The sequence below is a fragment of the Bacillus sp. FSL M8-0266 genome (genome assembly GCF_038613425.1).
Classification (GTDB): Bacteria; Bacillota; Bacilli; order Bacillales; family Bacillaceae; genus Bacillus; species Bacillus pumilus.
In genome coordinates this window covers 149083-168284 of the sequence record NZ_CP152015.1, presented here as the reverse complement: position 1 = coordinate 168284, position 19202 = coordinate 149083, and the positions used below count along the sequence as shown (strand labels likewise).

Below are 19202 nucleotides of genomic sequence, written 5' to 3'. Positions count from 1 at the left end.
CCTTAGAAAGGAGGTGATCCAGCCGCACCTTCCGATACGGCTACCTTGTTACGACTTCACCCCAATCATCTGTCCCACCTTCGGCGGCTGGCTCCATAAAGGTTACCTCACCGACTTCGGGTGTTACAAACTCTCGTGGTGTGACGGGCGGTGTGTACAAGGCCCGGGAACGTATTCACCGCGGCATGCTGATCCGCGATTACTAGCGATTCCAGCTTCACGCAGTCGAGTTGCAGACTGCGATCCGAACTGAGAACAGATTTATGGGATTGGCTAAACCTTGCGGTCTCGCAGCCCTTTGTTCTGTCCATTGTAGCACGTGTGTAGCCCAGGTCATAAGGGGCATGATGATTTGACGTCATCCCCACCTTCCTCCGGTTTGTCACCGGCAGTCACCTTAGAGTGCCCAACTAAATGCTGGCAACTAAGATCAAGGGTTGCGCTCGTTGCGGGACTTAACCCAACATCTCACGACACGAGCTGACGACAACCATGCACCACCTGTCACTCTGTCCCCGAAGGGAAAGCCCTATCTCTAGGGTTGTCAGAGGATGTCAAGACCTGGTAAGGTTCTTCGCGTTGCTTCGAATTAAACCACATGCTCCACCGCTTGTGCGGGCCCCCGTCAATTCCTTTGAGTTTCAGTCTTGCGACCGTACTCCCCAGGCGGAGTGCTTAATGCGTTAGCTGCAGCACTAAGGGGCGGAAACCCCCTAACACTTAGCACTCATCGTTTACGGCGTGGACTACCAGGGTATCTAATCCTGTTCGCTCCCCACGCTTTCGCTCCTCAGCGTCAGTTACAGACCAGAGAGTCGCCTTCGCCACTGGTGTTCCTCCACATCTCTACGCATTTCACCGCTACACGTGGAATTCCACTCTCCTCTTCTGCACTCAAGTTTCCCAGTTTCCAATGACCCTCCCCGGTTGAGCCGGGGGCTTTCACATCAGACTTAAGAAACCGCCTGCGAGCCCTTTACGCCCAATAATTCCGGACAACGCTTGCCACCTACGTATTACCGCGGCTGCTGGCACGTAGTTAGCCGTGGCTTTCTGGTTAGGTACCGTCAAGGTGCGAGCAGTTACTCTCGCACTTGTTCTTCCCTAACAACAGAGCTTTACGATCCGAAAACCTTCATCACTCACGCGGCGTTGCTCCGTCAGACTTTCGTCCATTGCGGAAGATTCCCTACTGCTGCCTCCCGTAGGAGTCTGGGCCGTGTCTCAGTCCCAGTGTGGCCGATCACCCTCTCAGGTCGGCTACGCATCGTCGCCTTGGTGAGCCATTACCCCACCAACTAGCTAATGCGCCGCGGGTCCATCTGTAAGTGACAGCCGAAACCGTCTTTCATCCTTGAACCATGCGGTTCAAGGAACTATCCGGTATTAGCTCCGGTTTCCCGGAGTTATCCCAGTCTTACAGGCAGGTTACCCACGTGTTACTCACCCGTCCGCCGCTAACATCCGGGAGCAAGCTCCCTTCTGTTCGCTCGACTTGCATGTATTAGGCACGCCGCCAGCGTTCGTCCTGAGCCAGGATCAAACTCTCCGAAAAAGTACAAAACCGAAGTTTTGTTTTTCGTCAGCGTTTGACTGACTACCTATGATGTTTCATAGGATTTTTTTATAAAACTCGAATTAACAGGTACGTTTTGTCTTGTTTAGTTTTCAAAGATCATCTTCGCCGTTCTTAGCGGCTTTAATAATGTAACATTTCGCTTCATCTTATGTCAACAACTTTTTTAAAGTTTATTTCCCGAAGCGTTTTGTCTTTGTCACCGTGTGTCAGCGACGATTAATAATATATCACGAAAACTTTCTATTGGTCAACGCCTTTTCAAAACTTTTTTTGAAATAGTTTTATTGTGCATCTCAAATCCTTGTCCTGCATACAATCAAGTAACAATCTCGGACAAGGCAGGAGTGTTTGAATTGAGTCGATTATATGTGTTGCCTATTAAACGGCTGAAGCAAGTTGTCATTATTCTTGTAGCAGCCCTTGCAGCTGCAACCTTTTTTTATGTACAAAAGGCACCGCCGCTGTCGGTATTTAAAACAGAACATGGACCCCGAGCCATTTATAAAGGCGAGACTTCCTCAAAACATGTCTCCCTCACATTTAATATCGGCTGGGGAGATGAGAAGGCTGTTCCTATTTTAAATGTCCTTCGAGAGTACGATATAAAGAACGCTACTTTTTTTCTGTCTGCTTCTTGGGCTGAGCGTCATCCTGATATCGTCAAACAAATTAGAGAGGACGGTCACCAAATCGGCAGCCTTGGCTATGCTTATAAAAATTATAGCCAGCTTGAAGATAGTGAAATCAAGCAAGATCTTGTCCGGGCACAAAATTCATTTCAAAAGCTTGGACTAGATGACATTCAACTATTAAGACCGCCAACTGGGCAATTTAACGAAAAAGCATTGAAAATTGCCACACAGTACGGTTATACAGTTGTCCATTACAGCGTCAATTCACAGGATTGGCTGAATCCGGGCGTCGATCAGATTGTTCAGAATGTAAATGATCGAATGAAAAGTGGAGACATTGTTCTCCTCCATGCCTCAGATTCAGCAACCCAAACCGCTCAAGCCTTACCAGCTATTTTGAAACAAATTAAAGAAAAGAATTTAAAAAATGTGACGGTTGGCGAACTGATCTCCAATACCAAAACAAAGTCATCGGAAGTTAAGTAGCTTTCGCCTTTGAAAAACGCGGCATAGCTAATAACTGAAACGCATTACAGCCTAATAGCGGGAATAGCATTAAATACAGCCAGTTCTCTTCGTTGACTCTGAGCGCCGGGAACCATTCTAGCGACGTGATGACGACCATGAGAAACATTGCGGAAACAAATGTTTTCTTAGAGGACTGCTGCTGTTTAAAGTAAGCCACGATCAATGCGAACACACCGATAAAGACAGGCAGCCATAGGTATGGAAAAAATGATTCATTCTCCCCGAAAAACAAAAATCGCAAGTAAGCTAAATCAAACAGCACAAAGATCACCAGAAACAGCTGAATGGTATTCCATAAAGAATGTGATCTGAATATCTCTAAAGCAAACCGGTGCACCGTCAAAAATACAACAAACCCCATCTGACTAATGACACTAAAAATCATCCCCACACCAATGAACCAAAATAACACAGATGCGATTTCTAGTATTTCAAATGATATAAAAAGCTTCTGATATTTCCCCCACTCCAGCGCAAAGCCTACCACGCTTGTCATGACCGCTCCAACAGCTAGCACAGAGAAGAAAAAACGAACTAAATCCCGACTTTTCATTGAATTGACCCAACCCCTATTTTTGTTATGTATAAATTTACGTGAAACATTCATATTAAAAGTAAGACATGTAACGAAAGGAGCCACAGTATGTCAAAAGGCATCTTGCGTATAATGAGCTGTTTTCTCCTTTTATCTCTAACAGCTTGTGCTCCCAAAACCCAATCCTCATCTAATATGGACTATGACGAAACAAAGAAAATGGTCGTCGATATATTGAAGACAGATGACGGTAAAAAGGCCATTCAACAGTTATTAAATGACGAGGCAATGAATGAAGCTTTGGTAATGGATGAACAAACTGTGAAAAAAACGATAGAGAAAACACTGACTTCTGATAAAGGCAAAGAGTTCTGGAAGAAGGTCTTTGAGGATTCTAAATTTGCCGAGACTTTCGCAAAATCCATGCAGCAACAGCATGAAAAGATGTTAAAACAGTTAATGAAGGACCCTGACTATCAGCAATTGATGATGGATATTCTCAAGGATCCTGAAATGGAAAAGAAATACGGTGAACTGGTGAAAAGCAAAGAGTTCAGAAAGCACTTAGAAAAAGTTATTACGGAAACATTAAGCAGTCCTCTTTATAAGAAGAAATTCGAAGATGAGCTTAAAAAAGCAGCATCTGAAAGCAGTGATTCCGGATCAAAAGGCAGCGAAGAAAGCGGCAGTTAAACATCACCCGAGTGAACATACATCCACTCGGGCTTTCATTATGCTTTTACTGCTAATTGTTCAATGACTTTATTCGCAATGTATTGATACACTTCTCCCGTTGGATGACTCGCATCATAGACAGATGGAGCAAAATCATCTTCATTCCAATCAGGCTGCCTTAAAGGAATTTGACCAAGGACCGATACTCGCAGCTCTTCTGCCAGCTTGTCCCCGCCCCCTTTTCCAAAGACATATTCTTTCTCACCTGTTTTTTTGCTTTCATAATAGCTCATATTCTCAACGACCCCTAGCACCTCGTGATCTGTTTGCAGTGCCATTGCGCCTGCTCTAGCAGCAACGAAGGCAGCTGTAGGATGCGGTGTTGTGACAATGATTTCTTTACAGCTTGGAAGCATTGTATGAATATCAAGCGCCACATCTCCCGTTCCAGGCGGAAGGTCTAATAGTAAGTAATCTAATTCTCCCCACTCGACTTCGTGGAAGAAGTTATTTAGCATTTTACCAAGCATCGGTCCTCTCCATATGACCGGTGCATTTTCTTCAACAAAAAAGCCCATTGAAATCACTTTGACACCAAAGCGTTCCACAGGTATGATTTTTTCCCCTTTAACCGTTGGTCTGACGGTGATTCCCATCATATCCGGTACACTAAAGCCATAAATATCTGCATCAATCAGTCCGACTTTTTTTCCTAGACGAGCCAGTGCTACAGCAAGGTTCACAGACACGGTAGATTTCCCAACGCCTCCCTTTCCGCTCGCAATCGCTAAGAACTCAGGCGGATTTTTAGAGTTGAGCAAATTTTCTTCCTCATCTTGTGACGGCATAAACCTTTCAAGTGTTTCTTGAGGTAGTTCTTCAAAACGAAGACCTACTGTGTTAGCACCCTCTGCTTTCAAGGCTTTTACGATGTCTTGCTGAAGCTTCATCTGCTCAGCAGTGCCCGTTTTGGCAATAGCCACCTTTAAGCTCACATGTTCTTTTTCAGGCTTTAGGCTGATTTCCTTGATGGCATCCAGCTCACCAAGCGGTATATGAAGGAAAGGTTCGTCCATCTTCCCAACTAGTTTTCTCACATCATCTTGTCCGATCATAGCAGAACCTCACCCTTTATTGAATTCGTTTACAATCCAAGTATATCATACATATCCTTACAATGTCTGTCCTGTTTGCCTGCGTTCAAAAGGAAAAAGCCCCTTATTCAGGCGGCTCTTTTTGCTCTGTTAAATATCTTAAAATGCCTTTATAAATGGATGCGGCTATTTGATCTTGATATTTAGGTGTTGCCAGCTGACCGGCCTCTTTCGGATTGGAGAGAAACCCAATCTCCACAAGAGCTCCTGGTTTTGTCACATTTTGCATTAAATAAATGCCATTGATCCGCTTTGCCTTTCGATCTGTGTTTTCAAGATTATTGCGTAATTCATCTTGTATGAACTTCGCTGCCTTTTCATTTTCTTCATACCTTCCGTAAAAAAACGTCTGTGCGCCGCTCCATTTGTTCGATGGGATCGCATTTAAATGAATACTTAAATAGAGATCGGCTTCAGACTCATTGATGGCTTTTACACGGTTTCTTAAATCCTCTGCTTTCTTCCGGGCATATCCCTTTGTGTTCTTTGATGATAAATCAGAATCATCCTCGCGGGTCATAAGAACAAGCGCTCCCTGCTCCTGTAAATAGTCACGTATCTTCATGGATACATCCAGTGCAATCTCTTTTTCAAGCAGCTCTCCTCCTACAGCCCCGCCATCTGGACCGCCATGACCCGGATCTAAATAGATGATCTTGCCGCTCAGAGGCAAGTTCCACGATTTCCACGAATCATCATTTAGAAATTGAAACCTGAATAAGAATAAGAGGACAATAAACCCGATTAAAAACCCTGTCCATTTCAGCTTTCTTTTCATCCCTGTCCCTCCCATACACCATTATTTTATAGATATGGGACAAGGGCTGGAAATATGCTTAGTGCAGTCGAAGCTTATGCCTTTTTTCTGATTCTCGAAAGCCTTCCTGCCACCACATGCTTAAAAACTCCTTCGCAAATGGATACAGACACGACATCCTCCGCTCCATTCGGAACATATTCCCCCACGATTGCAAACACCCTGCTAGCTCCTCAACTAGCTCATCTTCTTCATGAACTGACCGCTTCTTTATATCATCGAACGATTCACCGTACTTGCTCGACTCACCGTATCTCCCACCTGCTAAAAAAGCTTCAATGGCGAAATCGATGCAGCCATCACTCATAATCCCAGCTGGATCGTCTGCAAATGGGAACAGCTTCTTCGTGAATTTCTCGGAAGCGACCGTCACCTGTTGAAGAGACAATGTACGCAACAGCTTCTTTTCAAGCGTGACATCTCGTTTTGTTTTCAATTGATAAAATGAAAGAACTTCTGCCATGGACTGAACTCCTTTTTTTCTTTGTATTGTTCGTTGGTTTGAACAAAACATGCAGTTCAGTAAATGGAAATCAATGAGCTAATGGATTGGAAAATTGTGATAAGATGAACATTTATATATAGAAAGAATGGAAAAGGGGCAAAATCAATGAAGAAATGGATGTATATCCTGCTGCTACTAACAGTCGTCTTATCTGGATGCAGCAGTCAAGCGACCAAGCAGAAGAGCGACATAAAAGGAATAGAAGACATATCCTTAAAACAGCTTTCCAGGCACAAAAATTCTTACATTGGAGACAACGGAGCAATCGGCGCTATTTTATCAGATCTTCCAGGTAACGTGATTCGTGAGTATGAAATCGTAGATGAAAAAGCGCTAAAAGTGACATATGGCGTGAAGGAAAATGCCACTTATACAGAAGAACAATTTGATGCATTTTGGTTTGATAAGAAGGATACCATTGAAAAAAACTACTTATATAATGCATTGGCACTTTTTATTCTTATCGATAACGTAAAGCAAGTAACACTTAATATGAGCTCTAAAGACGAGCCGTCCGTCACGTTTAAAAGAAAACAGCTAGAAAAAAAGCTCCCTCACTCTTTTAAAGTTTACAAAGACGATACAGCGCTTTGGCAAAAGGAACTGATTGATGGAGTTGTGAAGTCAAAAGAGAAACGTCAAGATGTATACAAAGCGTTTCCCATCAAGAAATAATAAAAACAGAGGGGCGTCACCCTCTGTTTTTTTGATGATTATGTAGTAAAAGCCTTAATTAAACGTTGTCTAAAGTTTTGATCCACTGCTGCAGTAAGCATAAATTCATTGAATACTCCCTCAATCCAGTGAGAATTGTTCGCTTTCGGATCATTGATAAAAAGAGAGATGGATATAGAGGATGTATCTGTTCTTCGATATAAAGCACCTGTGAAAACAAACAATGTTGCTCCGCCTTTATACCAAAGGTATTGATCTGTTTCCGTCTTCAATGTTTCCCCCAGTACAATTTGGCTAAAAAGACGCTTTTCTTCTGTTGTTAACAACTCATCCTGTAAACGTTTCATAAAATGTGCATATTGATTAGTTGTAGACTTTGTCATCTTTTGCGTCAGTAATGATTGAATACGCAAGCTTAACAAGTTCTTTTTCATTATTTTATCTTCTAACGCCTTTTTTTGCTCTGGGTTATTTTTCATGATATTAAAAATCTCAATCATCAGAGATTTGTATTGCTCATCAGTTACACCGCTCATTTTCTTTAATGCATCCCGCCGATGATTAGATACATAGGCTGGCCACAACAGCTTGGGTGTCAGCGGCATGAGTTCATCATGTTCTGTAAGACCCGCTTGTTTCATCCGATCATTGATCTTATCTAAGCCGAGCCGGTCAATCAAATAATCAGTACAAGCATTCGAACTGACTTGCATCATCCCTTTGGCAACATCTAATAAAGTTGCATGCTCAGAAAAATCGTTGACCTCCAGCCAGTATGTGTGAGCACCGCCATCTGTTCTATCAATATAAAACCGCTCTATGTCCGCCAATGCCACTTTTTCATCTAGCTTGATGTCACCGCTAGAGACGGTTTTAACAAAATGAAACAAAACCATTAATTTCATCGTACTTGCAAGTGGTGTTTTTTGATTACCATTCCAATCTAATACCACATCTTCATTTTCAATAATTGTCGCTGATACGTCCTTTTTGTTTTTCGTGACAAATGTCAAAAGATCTTCCTTTGTTTTCTTCATATCTCTTTTATACAACAGTACATCAACCACCAAGTAAAGTATGACCACACCTAAGACAACTAGACCGATTTTGAGTAACATGTTTCTCCTTTCCAAATAACTAAGGATTTATATATTTAATATAACAAATATTTCAAATAAAGTCATAAAAAAGCAAAGGCAAGTGAACCCTTCGCTTCTTGGTGTTCTTATTCATGGGGAGAGATGCAGCTTCATTCCTTCATGCGTGGCTTCAAACCCTAATTTTTCATAAAAACGGCGTGCATCCGGCCTCTGTTTGTCTGTTGTTAGCTGAACCATATGACAGCCTCGGTCGCTAGCGCGTTGAATCGCCCATTTTATGAGCAGCGTGCCAACTCCTTTTCCTCTATGAGTAGAAGCCGTACGAACTCCTTCTATTGATGCTCTCCATCCTCCTTGATGTGTAAGAAATGGCGTCATGGTTAATTGGAGAACACCTACAGCTTCTTCCTGATCACACGCAACAATGAGTTCAATATTTGGATCAGCATCTATTGAATGAAAGGCTTCGATATAGCTTTCTAATAATGGTTGCGTGTAACGCTCTCTTTTTTGACCTAACATATCATCCGCGAGCATGAAGACGATTTTGTCGAGATCATCCAGCTTGGCTTCTCTGAACGTCAGTTGACTGAACCCCATTGAACACACCTCCTATGAAATGAAGTGGAACTTATTGACCAAAATACCATTGATGCGCGTTCTTATATAAGATGTGGTCAGCTGCTTTTTCCTCAAATAGCTGTTGAATCAACTCAACATCACCGTATTCAAATGGGCGCTTTGCTCTTGTGGATGGAAGGTCTGTACCAAACATCAGTGCATCAGGATTCGTTTGATAAATTGATGTCAATGCATGTTCAACGTTTAAATCGACTCGTCCAAAACCAGTTGCTTTTACCCGAACTCCTTTATCAACCAGCTTGAGCAAATGCGGCAAGCCTTCTTCCGATAAGCCTAAATGATCAATCGAAACGGCCGGCAGCTGTTCAAGCGTAGATGAGATGTCAGGGAGATGCTTAGCGTCTATGTAGAGCTCACTATGCCATCCCGCCAGCTCATACACCCTTCTCGCAAAATAATCGAGCTTCGAAATATCCTCCGAACCGCCCCGCTTCACATTAAAACGTAAAGCTTTCACTCCATGTTGATCCAAATGAACAATTTCATCATCAGTTACTGTAAAAGGTAATTGAGTCACACCGCAAAAAGCTGAGCCCAGTTCATCTAGCGCTTTCAACAAATAGCCTTGATCAAAGCCTTGAAATGACCCTGAGACGATTGCTCCACCTAAAATCCCTAGATCAGCCGTCTCTCTCTTATAATCATCCACCACATAACTAGGCGGTGTATACCCTTGGTTTTCCTGGATGGGAAAATTAAAATCAATGATATGAAAATGTGCATCAAAGATCCTCATGCGCGCGCCCCTCTTCTGCTTATTTGATCTGATTATATCAATAGCGAAAGCCAAGGGATATTTGGAATGACGAATTACTTCATATCATGAAAACTTATCAAGTTTTCCATTCCTCTCGCAAGATGGCATAATAAAACTCATCCCACCACTCACTTTCCTGTGGTATACACTTTTTAAAATAACCCTCTTTTCTCATCCCCATTTTCTCCATCACTCTCCACGATGGCACATTTTCAGGCTGACAAGTGGCAATGATCCGATGTAAATTCATTGTGTGAAAGCCATGATGCAGTACAGCATACGCCGCTTCAGAAGCATAGCCTTTGTTTTGATATGCAGGATTGAAGACCCAGCCAATTTCATACGTGTGATCACCAAAGTAAGGATGAAATGCGATATGCCCGATGCATGTATGATCTTCTTTTAATACAACAGCGACATACTTAGCATCTTCATGACGATTATTTTTGACAAATTCCTTCGCATCTTCTTTAGAAAATACATCTTCCGGAATATACTTCATCACTACCGGATCAGATGTATATGAATAGACATCCTGCCAATCATCATCCGTAAATGGTCGAATGAGACATCTTTCTGTCGTTAGATTCATAGGACAACCTCCATCTTTTTTAACAGAAAACTTCTATACTCATATTTTATACGTATCCAAGAGGAAGAGACCAGTCATGATCTATCACATAAAACGCACAAAAAAAAGCACCAGCACGAGGCTGATGCTTTTTTTATAAGGTTTGTTTGTAACAAACCTTTGTAAAACGTCCATACAATATAAAATTGATTAACGTTTTGAGAACTGAGGTGCGCGACGCGCGCCTTTAAGACCGTATTTCTTACGCTCTTTCATACGAGGGTCACGAGTAAGAAGTCCAGCACGTTTAAGTGATGTACGGTACTCAGGATCTACTTCTAGAAGAGCACGAGAGATACCGTGACGAATTGCTCCAGCTTGACCAGAGAATCCACCACCGTGAACAGTTACAAGAACATCGTAGCTGTTAGCTGTTTCTGTGATGTTCAAAGGCTGTTTCACGTCTTCGATTAAAGCAGCGAATGGAATGTATTCAGTAATTTCACGATTATTAACGACGATACGGCCTTCACCTGGAACTAAGCGAACGCGCGCTACAGAACTTTTACGACGACCTGTACCGTAATATTGAACCTGTGCCAAATTGTTAACCTCCCTTATAATTAACCGCGAAGTTCGTAAACTTCAGGTTGTTGTGCTTGATGTGGATGCTCAGAACCACGGTACACATTTAATTTTTTGAACATTTGACGGCCTAATGGACCCTTTGGAAGCATACCTTTGATAGCAAGCTCCAACATTTTTTCAGGGTAGTTTGTACGCATCTCAAGAGCAGTTCTTTGTTTCAAACCACCTGGGTGCATAGTGTGACGGTAGTAAATTTTGTCCGTCAATTTCTTACCTGTTAATTCGATTTTCTCAGCATTGATGATGATGACGTGATCACCTGTATCAACGTGTGGTGTATAAGTTGGTTTGTGCTTACCGCGCAAAAGTGATGCTACTTCAGTAGAAAGACGACCTAGAGTCTTGCCTGCCGCATCAACAACTAGCCATTTGCGCTCAATTGTGCTTGCGTTCGCCATTGGTGTTGTACGCATGAGTTTCCCTCCTAAATAAATCAATAATTTTTCCTTGAATCAAATGCTACGTTCTATTTCAAAACACAAGATAAGTCTTCCGGGGCTTATTTGTGGGGTTGAAATACATACCATATGATATCTTATAACTTTCTGCTTCCTGTGTCAAGAACATGTTACACCTGGTTTAGTTGTCATAGAAAACTTCCCATAAATACAGTCCGTGACTAGGCGCAGTCTTGCCTGCCGCTTCGCGATTTCGGGCGGCAAGCATGGCTTTTATCTCATCAGGGTGAAATTTACCAGATCCGATTTCAAGTAACGTTCCAGCGATAATTCGCACCATGTTGTATAAAAAGCCATTTCCTTTCACACGCATTTCAAGCCCGTCTGAGACGTTTTTCCACTCGAGGGTGTAAATATCCCTCACCTTGTCCTGAACCTCTGTATTGGCCGCACAAAAGCTTGTGAAGTCGTGTGTGCCAATGAGGTGTCCAGCAGCTTCTCTCATTTTGTCTGCATCTAGCCGGTAAGGAAAGTGGCAGGCATACTGTCTCGTGAACACATTTTGGTGCGTTTCCGTTGAGACCTTATAACGGTACTCCTTCGAAACGACACTAAAACGTGCATGAAACGACTCATCCACTTCCTCAGCCTTTAGAACCCGGATGTCATCCGGCAGGAGACTATTGAGGGCAAAAGGCCATCTTTCCATCGGAATCGAAAGCGGCGTGTCGAAATGGATGACCTGCCCCTTCGCGTGGACGCCGCTGTCCGTCCGGCCAGAAGCTACAATCGGAATCAGTTCATCCTGTTTGTGCATTCTTGCAAGAGCCGACTCGATCTCCGTCTGAACTGTCCTCTGCCCAGGCTGCACCTGATAGCCTTTAAAATGTGTCCCATCATAGGATACGGTACATTTGACCTTCATCTAGGAATCACCTAATTTCTCAGAAGCACAAGGAGTGCTGTTAACAGGATGAACAGGAGCAGTGTGAACGTGTCTTTCATGCCCCAGACAAGCTGACGGTATTTCGTCCGCCCTTCTCCTCCGCGGTAGCCTCTCGCTTCCATAGCGGTCGCCAGTTCCTCTGCACGCTTAAACGCACTGACGAAAAGCGGGACAAGTAAAGGAACGATGGCTTTCATGCGATCTTTAAGAGGTCCGCTTGTAAAATCAACACCTCTTGCCATTTGCGCCTTCATGATTTTGTCTGTCTCTTCTAGTAAAGTTGGAATAAACCGAAGAGAGATGGACATCATGAGAGCAAGCTCATGAACGGGCAGTTTGATTTTACGAAATGGGTGAAGCAGCTTTTCCATACCGTCTGTCACTTCTATAGGCGTTGTGGTTAACGTCAGAAGTGTCGTCATCATGATGAGATAGACAAAACGGAGAGAAATGAAAATCCCCTGCTTTAGACCTTCTTCATAAATATTTAAAAAACCAAAGTGAAATAGCAAGGCGCCATCCTTTGTCATAAAAATATGCAGAATGAAGGTAAACAGAACAATCCACAGGATCGGCTTCATTCCTTTGAGAATAAAGTATAGCGGCACCTGAGAAACCATCACCACAAGAAGGGTAAAGACACCTAAAAGCCCGTAAGTGGTGTAATTATTAGCAAAAAAGACAATAAAGACAAAAAAGAAAATTGATAACAGCTTTGTCCTTGGATCAAGACGATGGACAAAGGATGAACCTGGCACATATTTGCCGATAATCATACTATCCATCATAATGTCGTGTCCTCCTGATAAAGAGCTGTTAAAGCTTCTGCCATTTCATCCATGGTCAGAAGCGGTCTTGGAAACGTAATGCCCAGCTTTTCTTCTACAGTCTGCTGGAATTTAATCGTTTCTGGGAGGTCAAGACCAAACGAAGACATATCTGTACGATTGGCAAACAATTCTCTCGGCGTACCTGTCGCCTTCACCGTTCCTTTATGCATCACAATCATTTGATCCGCATAATGAGCGGCGTCCTCCATACTGTGTGTAACCAGAATCGTGGTGAGGTTTGCCTTTTGATGAAGCTCATAGAACATGTCCATGATTTCCTTTCGTCCGCGTGGATCTAACCCTGCAGTCGGCTCATCCAGCACAAGCACTTCTGGCTCCATCGCTAGAACACCTGCAATCGCCACACGTCTCATTTGACCGCCGCTTAGTTCAAAGGGAGATCGAGATAATAGGGATTCAGGAAGACCAACTAGCTTCAGCATTTCCTTCGCCTTTGCTTCTGCCTTTTCCGGAGGAACACCGAAATTCATCGGACCAAAGCAGATATCCTTAAGGATCGTTTCTTCAAAGAGCTGATGCTCAGGAAACTGAAACACGATGCCTACTTTTTTCCGGAGGGACTTTAAATCCTTCTGCTTTTTATTGGCTTGTAAGACGGTATCTCCAAGCGCAATGCTCCCCTTCGTTGGTTTGAGCAAGCCATTTAAATGCTGCAACAACGTGGACTTGCCAGAGCCCGTATGACCAATGACAGCGACATAGCTGCCCTCTTGGATGGAAGCATTGACATCATACAAAGCGAGACGCTCAAACGGCGTTTTCATTTGATAACGATGCTCTAATTCTTTGATCGTAATGTCCATAGCTCTTTCACCAATCCTTCTTGTGTCAAATGGGCATTTGCAAGCGGTACACCTTGCTGCTTCAATTGTTTGCTCAACCGATAGGAGAATGGCAGATCAAGTCCAATTTGAACTAGCTGTTCGTCTAGTTCAAATACTTCCTCTGGGGTTCCCTCGGCAAATTTTTTCCCGTCATTCATGACAATGACCCGGTCTGCCTTGGCGGCCTCGTCTAAATCATGTGTGATAGAAATGACTGTGACCGTCCCTTGTTCCTTCAATAGTCTAACAGTCTCTAACACTTCTTCACGGCCAATCGGATCAAGCATCGATGTTGCTTCATCCAAGATCATGATGTCAGGGCTTGCGGCAAGTACACCTGCAATGGCGACTCTCTGCTTTTGCCCGCCTGATAGATGGTGCGGCTCTTGATCAAGAAACTCCTGCATATTGACCTGTTTGACAGCCCAATCTACACGTTCTATCATCAATTCCCGCTCAACCCCGTTATTTTCTAAACCAAAAGCCACATCATCACGAACCGTTGAGCCAACGAATTGGTTATCTGGGTTTTGAAAGACCATTCCGACCTTTTTGCGAATATCCCAGACACTCTCTTCTTTCAGTTCAATCTCTCCAACCTTGACCGTTCCAGCATCCGGTAAAATGAGCCCATTCAGTACACGGGCAAGTGTGGATTTACCTGAACCGTTATGACCAACAATGGCGAGCCATTCATTTTGATTCACATGCAATGACACTTGATCTAAAGCGGGCTTGTCCGCATCCTTGTGATAACGAAATACAATGTCCTTTACGTCAATTAATGTCTTCCCCATCTCTACCGGACCTCCTCTCAGCTCAACCTCTTCTTTGCTTATTGTTAAAAAGCCGTAGTATCTAAAAAAGGGCATAGATCCAGTTATGAACTGTCCCGCCCTTTCTTAGATACACGCTATGTGATTAAACTAATTCAATGACAGCCATTGGTGCGCCATCGCCGCGACGAGGTCCAAGCTTCATGATACGAGTGTATCCACCTTGGCGATCTTCGTAGCGAGTTGCAACGTCAGCGAATAATTTTTGAAGTGCATCTTGGTTTGTTTCAGCGTTAGCTACTTCATTACGAATGTAAGCTGCAGCTTGACGGCGAGCATGAAGATCTCCGCGTTTGCCAAGAGTGATCATTTTTTCAACTACAGAGCGAAGTTCTTTCGCACGTGTTTCAGTTGTTTCGATGCGTTCGTTGATGATCAAATCAGTCGTTAGGTCACGAAGCATTGCTTTACGTTGTGCACTAGTGCGTCCTAGCTTTCTGTATGCCATGTGATGTCCCCTCCTTAGTTAGAGAATGCTGTATGAATAAAAAACACACGAAAATCCTAGTTCACAATGAAACTAGTCAATCGTCTTTACGAAGACCCAGTCCAAGTTCTTCTAGTTTCGCTTTTACTTCTTCAAGAGATTTACGTCCAAGGTTACGCACTTTCATCATATCCTCTTCTGTCTTGTTAGCAAGCTCTTGAACAGTGTTAATACCTGCACGCTTCAAACAGTTGTAAGAACGAACAGAAAGATCAAGCTCTTCAATTGTCATTTCAAGCACTTTTTCTTTTTGGTCTTCTTCTTTCTCAACCATGATTTCAGCATGCTGAGCTTCGTCAGTTAACCCAACGAAAATATTCAGGTGTTCAGTTAAAATCTTAGAACCTAGAGCGATCGCTTCTTTCGGTCCTGTGCTTCCATCAGTCCATACATCTAGTGTTAATTTATCATAGTTTGTGATTTGCCCAACACGGGTGTTCTCCACTTGATAAGTCACACGAGATACAGGTGTATAGATTGAGTCGATCGGAATCACACCGATTGGCTGATCGTCTCTTTTGTTTGCATCAGCAGGATTATACCCGCGACCTCTTTGTGCAGTTAAGCGAACACGGAAGCTCGCATTCTTGCCAAGAGTTGCGATGTGGAGATCTGGATTTAAGATTTCAATATCGCTGTCGTGTGTAATATCAGCAGCTGTTACAGTACCTTCATCTTGTACATCAATTTCAAGCGTCTTCTCTTCTTCAGAGTAGATTTTGAGTGCAAGCTTTTTAATGTTTAAGATAATCGTTGTAACATCTTCAACCACGCCTTCGATCGTTGAGAATTCGTGTAAGACACCATCTATCTGGATCGATGTTACAGCTGCACCAGGAAGTGAGGATAAAAGGATACGACGAAGGGAGTTCCCTAAAGTGGTACCATATCCACGCTCAAGTGGCTCTACGACAAACTTGCCATACTTGGCATCGTCGCTGATTTCAACCGTTTCGATTTTTGGTTTTTCAATTTCGATCATCTAATAAAACCCTCCTTCAAAACGTCGAAACCTCGAATAGAATCATATGAGATTCCATCCGAAATTCCTCATTGTTTAGTCCCGTATGTGCTCAGGCAACGAGTCGTGTATTCGTCTCATAAATAACTGTATCATAACCCATTATTGACAGGGACACAAAATCTATACAAACAAATTACACGCGGCGACGTTTTGGTGGACGGCATCCGTTATGAGGAACTGGAGTTACGTCTCTGATTGCAGTAACTTCAAGACCTGCAGCTTGAAGTGCACGAATTGCAGCTTCACGACCAGAACCAGGACCTTTAACAGTTACTTCAAGTGTTTTAAGACCATGTTCGATAGAACCTTTAGCAGCAGTTTCAGCAGCCATTTGTGCAGCGAAAGGAGTAGATTTACGAGAACCTCTGAATCCTAATGCACCAGCACTTGACCAAGAAATTGCGTTTCCATGAACATCAGTAATCGTTACAATCGTGTTGTTGAAAGTGGAACGAATATGAGCGATTCCAGCTTCAATATTCTTTTTCACGCGACGTTTACGCGTATTTTGTTTACGAGCAGCAGCCATTCTTTAACTACCTCCTTTACTTATTTTTTCTTGTTAGCTACAGTACGACGCGGACCTTTACGAGTACGCGCGTTGTTTTTTGTGTTTTGTCCACGAACAGGAAGTCCTCTACGATGACGGATTCCGCGGTAGCTTCCGATTTCAATTAGACGCTTAATGTTAAGTGAAACTTCACGACGAAGGTCACCTTCTACTTTAAGTTTGTCAATGATATCACGGATTTTACCAAGTTCGTCTTCAGTTAGATCGCGAACGCGAGTGTCTTCAGAAACACCTGCTTCTTTAAGGACTTGTTGCGCAGTCGTACGACCAATTCCAAAAACATATGTTAAAGAAATGACAACACGTTTATCACGTGGAATATCTACACCAGCAATACGAGCCATGATTTGGGCACCTCCTTGTTATTAGCCTTGTTTTTGTTTATGTTTTGGGTTTTCACAGATCACCATTACTTTTCCTTTTCTGCGAATAACTTTACATTTTTCACAGATAGGTTTAACAGATGGTCTCACTTTCATGTGTTTCCAACCTCCTTCTTCCGGAGTTGCTTTATTTGTAACGGTACGTAATTCTACCACGAGTTAAGTCATATGGAGATAATTCTACCGTAACTTTGTCTCCAGGTAAAATGCGAATGAAGTGCATACGGATTTTTCCTGATACATGAGCCAAAACTGTATGACCATTCTCTAGTTCAACTTTGAACATTGCATTTGGCAAAGTTTCTGCTACAGTACCTTCCACTTCAATTACATCGTCTTTCGCCATTCAAGTGTTCTCCCTTCTTCAAATCAGTAACTTGCTCTCTGACAAATGTCCAAATGAGTTCATCTCAATTGTCCATCTATCACCCGACCTGTTTTGAATATACTGTTCTGAACTTCCGGAGATACGCAACCATAAAAGGTTATATGATTGATATTTTTTCTTAGGAGAATGAAATTTACGCTTTTCTCCGTCTGCGATTAGTACATGGTCAACACCGAACATGCCGATGACACCTGTATACTGATCTTGTTCTTTCCTTTGGACTATACAGACAACCTGCCCGATTTGGGCCTGAAAGGCTTCAGTGAAGACCTAAATCTTAGTCAGTATATCAAAACCTGTATCTGTAATCGCAATCGTATGCTCAAAGTGAGCACACTTTTTCCCATCAACCGTTACAACCGTCCAGTTATCAGCCAATGTTTTCACATATCGGCTGCCTGCGTTCACCATCGGTTCGATGGCCAACACCATTCCAGGTTTTAGCCGCGGGCCTTTGTTGGGCGGACCATAATGAGGAATTTGAGGGTCCTCATGAAGATCCTGTCCGACCCCATGTCCAACATATTCTCTAACAACTGAGAAATTCTCGTTTTCTACATACGTTTGTATGGCATGGGAAATGTTCGACAGACGTTCGCCTGGCTTTGCTTCCTGTAAGCCTTTATATAGAGATTCCTCTGTGACTTCCAGTAGTTTGCGGTCTTCATCACTGATTACCCCAACTGGATAAGTCCAAGCAGAGTCACCATGATAGCCATTTAACTTTGCGCCAATATCGATACTAATGATGTCACCATCACGTAAAACCCGTTTACCAGGAATACCGTGAACGAGTTCTTCATTCACCGAAACGCAAATGCTCCCGCGAAAACCATTATACCCTTTAAAAGATGGGATTGCACCCTGCTTTGTAATAAAACGTTCGGCAATTTGATCCAATTCTTTTGTCGAAATACCTGGTTTTATATGTTTCTTCAGCTCTTCATGAGTCAGTGCGACAATGCGTCCAGCTTCTCTCATAATCTCAAGCTCGCGAGGAGTTTTACAGATAATCATTTATTTAATCCCCCAAGCAGGTCCTTGATATCTGCATATACATCGTTAATGTGTTTTGCACCATCAATGTTTGCAAGATATCCTTTTTCTGAATAGAAGTTCAGTAAAGGTTCAGTCTGCTTTAAGTTTACTTCAAGTCTAGTCGAAACGGTTTCTGCATTATCATCTGCACGTTGATAAAGCTCGCCTCCACACTTATCGCAAACATTTTCTTTCGCAGGTGGATTGAATACTAAATGATAGGTTGCTCCGCAATTTTTGCAAATTCTTCGGCCAGTCAGACGCTCCATCAAAGCATCTTTATCGACTTTAATATTAATGACATAATCAATCGTTCTGCCAAGGTCCTTTAGAATGTCTTCTAAAGCTTCAGCCTGAGCGACTGTTCGCGGAAATCCGTCCAGAAGAAAACCTTGTTCACAATCTTTTTTGCCAAGTCTTTCTCTAACAATACCGATTGTGACCTCATCAGGAACAAGCTCTCCTTTATCGATAAAGGATTTTGCTTCGAGCCCAAGTTGTGTCTCCTCTTTCATAGCAGCGCGGAACATATCTCCTGTTGAGATATGAGGGATCCCATAATCATCAACAATTCGTTCTGCCTGAGTGCCTTTACCAGCACCCGGAAGCCCCATTAAGACTAAGTTCATTTCGGATTT

At 42.9% G+C, this 19202-nt stretch carries 25 protein-coding genes, 1 rRNA gene and 1 pseudogene; 3 read left to right on the top strand and 24 right to left on the bottom strand.

Annotated elements, in window-relative coordinates:
- Nucleotides 1-6: 6 nt before the first annotated feature.
- Nucleotides 7-1555: ribosomal RNA gene (locus tag MKY83_RS00970) — 16S ribosomal RNA — on the bottom strand.
- 377 nt (nt 1556-1932) lie between these two features.
- Between MKY83_RS00970 and pdaB the strand changes: the two genes are divergently transcribed.
- Entirely contained in the window at nt 1933-2697 is a 765-nt protein-coding gene (gene pdaB / locus MKY83_RS00965) for a polysaccharide deacetylase family sporulation protein PdaB (protein WP_106066808.1), read from the top strand.
- On the opposite strand, the gene MKY83_RS00960 is transcribed toward pdaB, so the two are convergent.
- Complete coding sequence (locus MKY83_RS00960) at nt 2690-3292, bottom strand: KinB-signaling pathway activation protein (RefSeq protein ID WP_342487941.1); 603 nt, start codon at nt 3290-3292, stop codon at nt 2690-2692. The two genes, pdaB and MKY83_RS00960, sit on opposite strands and share 8 nt — an antisense overlap.
- A 90-nt stretch (nt 3293-3382) precedes the next feature.
- On the opposite strand from MKY83_RS00960, the gene gerD reads away from it, so the two are divergent.
- Nucleotides 3383-3967, top strand: a complete 585-nt coding sequence (gerD, locus tag MKY83_RS00955) for a spore germination lipoprotein GerD (RefSeq protein ID WP_003217144.1) — start codon at nt 3383-3385, stop codon at nt 3965-3967.
- Between the two features lie 38 nt (nt 3968-4005).
- Here gerD and MKY83_RS00950 read toward each other — a convergent pair whose 3' ends face one another.
- The 3 genes from MKY83_RS00950 to MKY83_RS00940 form a co-directional block, all read right to left on the bottom strand.
- The gene (locus MKY83_RS00950; protein ID WP_065097628.1) at nt 4006-5064 is read right to left on the bottom strand and encodes an Mrp/NBP35 family ATP-binding protein; all 1059 of its coding nucleotides are present in this window, start codon (nt 5062-5064) and stop codon (nt 4006-4008) included.
- A gap of 103 nt (nt 5065-5167) precedes the next feature.
- Nucleotides 5168-5881 (bottom strand): N-acetylmuramoyl-L-alanine amidase CwlD, encoded by a 714-nt coding sequence (gene cwlD / locus MKY83_RS00945; RefSeq protein ID WP_065097629.1) that lies wholly within the window; start codon nt 5879-5881, stop codon nt 5168-5170.
- 58 nt (nt 5882-5939) lie between these two features.
- The gene (locus MKY83_RS00940) at nt 5940-6383 is read right to left on the bottom strand and encodes a YbaK family protein (RefSeq protein ID WP_319610839.1); all 444 of its coding nucleotides are present in this window, start codon (nt 6381-6383) and stop codon (nt 5940-5942) included.
- 147 nt (nt 6384-6530) lie between these two features.
- Between MKY83_RS00940 and MKY83_RS00935 the strand changes: the two genes are divergently transcribed.
- A complete protein-coding gene (locus tag MKY83_RS00935) occupies nt 6531-7100 on the top strand; it encodes a DUF4825 domain-containing protein (RefSeq protein WP_106067681.1) in 570 nt (189 codons plus the stop codon).
- Between the two features lie 38 nt (nt 7101-7138).
- On the opposite strand, the gene MKY83_RS00930 is transcribed toward MKY83_RS00935, so the two are convergent.
- The 19 genes and pseudogenes from MKY83_RS00930 to MKY83_RS00840 form a co-directional block, all read right to left on the bottom strand.
- Nucleotides 7139-8218 carry a serine hydrolase gene (locus MKY83_RS00930; RefSeq protein ID WP_238153615.1) on the bottom strand — a complete coding sequence of 360 codons (1080 nt, stop codon included), beginning with the start codon at nt 8216-8218 and terminating at the stop codon, nt 7139-7141.
- 111 nt (nt 8219-8329) lie between these two features.
- A complete protein-coding gene (locus MKY83_RS00925) occupies nt 8330-8800 on the bottom strand; it encodes a GNAT family N-acetyltransferase (protein ID WP_113768755.1) in 471 nt (156 codons plus the stop codon).
- A 31-nt stretch (nt 8801-8831) separates the two neighbouring features.
- Nucleotides 8832-9578: an amidohydrolase family protein gene (locus MKY83_RS00920; protein WP_106067679.1), complete on the bottom strand. Its 747-nt coding sequence runs from the start codon at nt 9576-9578 to the stop codon at nt 8832-8834.
- Nucleotides 9579-9675: 97 nt separating this feature from the next.
- Nucleotides 9676-10191 carry a GNAT family protein gene (locus tag MKY83_RS00915; RefSeq protein ID WP_342487938.1) on the bottom strand — a complete coding sequence of 172 codons (516 nt, stop codon included), beginning with the start codon at nt 10189-10191 and terminating at the stop codon, nt 9676-9678.
- Between the two features lie 189 nt (nt 10192-10380).
- Nucleotides 10381-10773, bottom strand: a complete 393-nt coding sequence (rpsI, locus tag MKY83_RS00910; protein WP_003217273.1) for a 30S ribosomal protein S9 — start codon at nt 10771-10773, stop codon at nt 10381-10383.
- A gap of 20 nt (nt 10774-10793) precedes the next feature.
- Nucleotides 10794-11231: a 50S ribosomal protein L13 gene (rplM, locus tag MKY83_RS00905; RefSeq protein ID WP_003217042.1), complete on the bottom strand. Its 438-nt coding sequence runs from the start codon at nt 11229-11231 to the stop codon at nt 10794-10796.
- A gap of 166 nt (nt 11232-11397) precedes the next feature.
- Nucleotides 11398-12141, bottom strand: coding sequence for a tRNA pseudouridine(38-40) synthase TruA (gene truA / locus MKY83_RS00900; protein WP_113768753.1), 744 nt, complete (start codon nt 12139-12141; stop codon nt 11398-11400).
- A gap of 11 nt (nt 12142-12152) precedes the next feature.
- Nucleotides 12153-12950, bottom strand: a complete 798-nt coding sequence (locus tag MKY83_RS00895) for an energy-coupling factor transporter transmembrane protein EcfT (protein WP_126741736.1) — start codon at nt 12948-12950, stop codon at nt 12153-12155.
- Nucleotides 12947-13816: an energy-coupling factor ABC transporter ATP-binding protein gene (locus tag MKY83_RS00890; RefSeq protein ID WP_126741735.1), complete on the bottom strand. Its 870-nt coding sequence runs from the start codon at nt 13814-13816 to the stop codon at nt 12947-12949. Before MKY83_RS00890 ends, MKY83_RS00895 begins: the two co-directional genes overlap by 4 nt.
- Entirely contained in the window at nt 13792-14634 is an 843-nt protein-coding gene (locus MKY83_RS00885; protein ID WP_044139649.1) for an energy-coupling factor ABC transporter ATP-binding protein, read from the bottom strand. The genes MKY83_RS00890 and MKY83_RS00885 overlap by 25 nt, the downstream gene beginning before the upstream one ends.
- A 124-nt stretch (nt 14635-14758) precedes the next feature.
- Nucleotides 14759-15121 (bottom strand): 50S ribosomal protein L17, encoded by a 363-nt coding sequence (rplQ, locus tag MKY83_RS00880; protein ID WP_003216944.1) that lies wholly within the window; start codon nt 15119-15121, stop codon nt 14759-14761.
- A gap of 76 nt (nt 15122-15197) precedes the next feature.
- Nucleotides 15198-16142 (bottom strand): DNA-directed RNA polymerase subunit alpha, encoded by a 945-nt coding sequence (locus MKY83_RS00875; RefSeq protein WP_003217009.1) that lies wholly within the window; start codon nt 16140-16142, stop codon nt 15198-15200.
- A 175-nt stretch (nt 16143-16317) separates the two neighbouring features.
- Nucleotides 16318-16713 carry a 30S ribosomal protein S11 gene (rpsK, locus tag MKY83_RS00870; RefSeq protein WP_003217231.1) on the bottom strand — a complete coding sequence of 132 codons (396 nt, stop codon included), beginning with the start codon at nt 16711-16713 and terminating at the stop codon, nt 16318-16320.
- Between the two features lie 20 nt (nt 16714-16733).
- Nucleotides 16734-17099: a 30S ribosomal protein S13 gene (rpsM, locus tag MKY83_RS00865; protein ID WP_003217023.1), complete on the bottom strand. Its 366-nt coding sequence runs from the start codon at nt 17097-17099 to the stop codon at nt 16734-16736.
- Nucleotides 17100-17120: 21 nt separating this feature from the next.
- Nucleotides 17121-17234, bottom strand: coding sequence for a 50S ribosomal protein L36 (rpmJ, locus tag MKY83_RS00860; protein ID WP_003156543.1), 114 nt, complete (start codon nt 17232-17234; stop codon nt 17121-17123).
- A 31-nt stretch (nt 17235-17265) separates the two neighbouring features.
- The gene (infA, locus tag MKY83_RS00855) at nt 17266-17484 is read right to left on the bottom strand and encodes a translation initiation factor IF-1 (RefSeq protein ID WP_003217190.1); all 219 of its coding nucleotides are present in this window, start codon (nt 17482-17484) and stop codon (nt 17266-17268) included.
- Nucleotides 17462-17769, bottom strand: a pseudogene (locus MKY83_RS00850) (RNA-binding protein). The gene infA and the pseudogene MKY83_RS00850 overlap by 23 nt, the downstream one beginning before the upstream one ends.
- 27 nt (nt 17770-17796) lie before the next feature.
- Complete coding sequence (map, locus tag MKY83_RS00845; RefSeq protein ID WP_003217210.1) at nt 17797-18543, bottom strand: type I methionyl aminopeptidase; 747 nt, start codon at nt 18541-18543, stop codon at nt 17797-17799.
- On the bottom strand, nt 18540-19193 hold the full coding sequence (locus MKY83_RS00840) for an adenylate kinase (RefSeq protein WP_342487899.1): 654 nt from the start codon (nt 19191-19193) through the stop codon (nt 18540-18542). Before MKY83_RS00840 ends, map begins: the two co-directional genes overlap by 4 nt.
- Nucleotides 19194-19202: the final 9 nt, after the last annotated feature.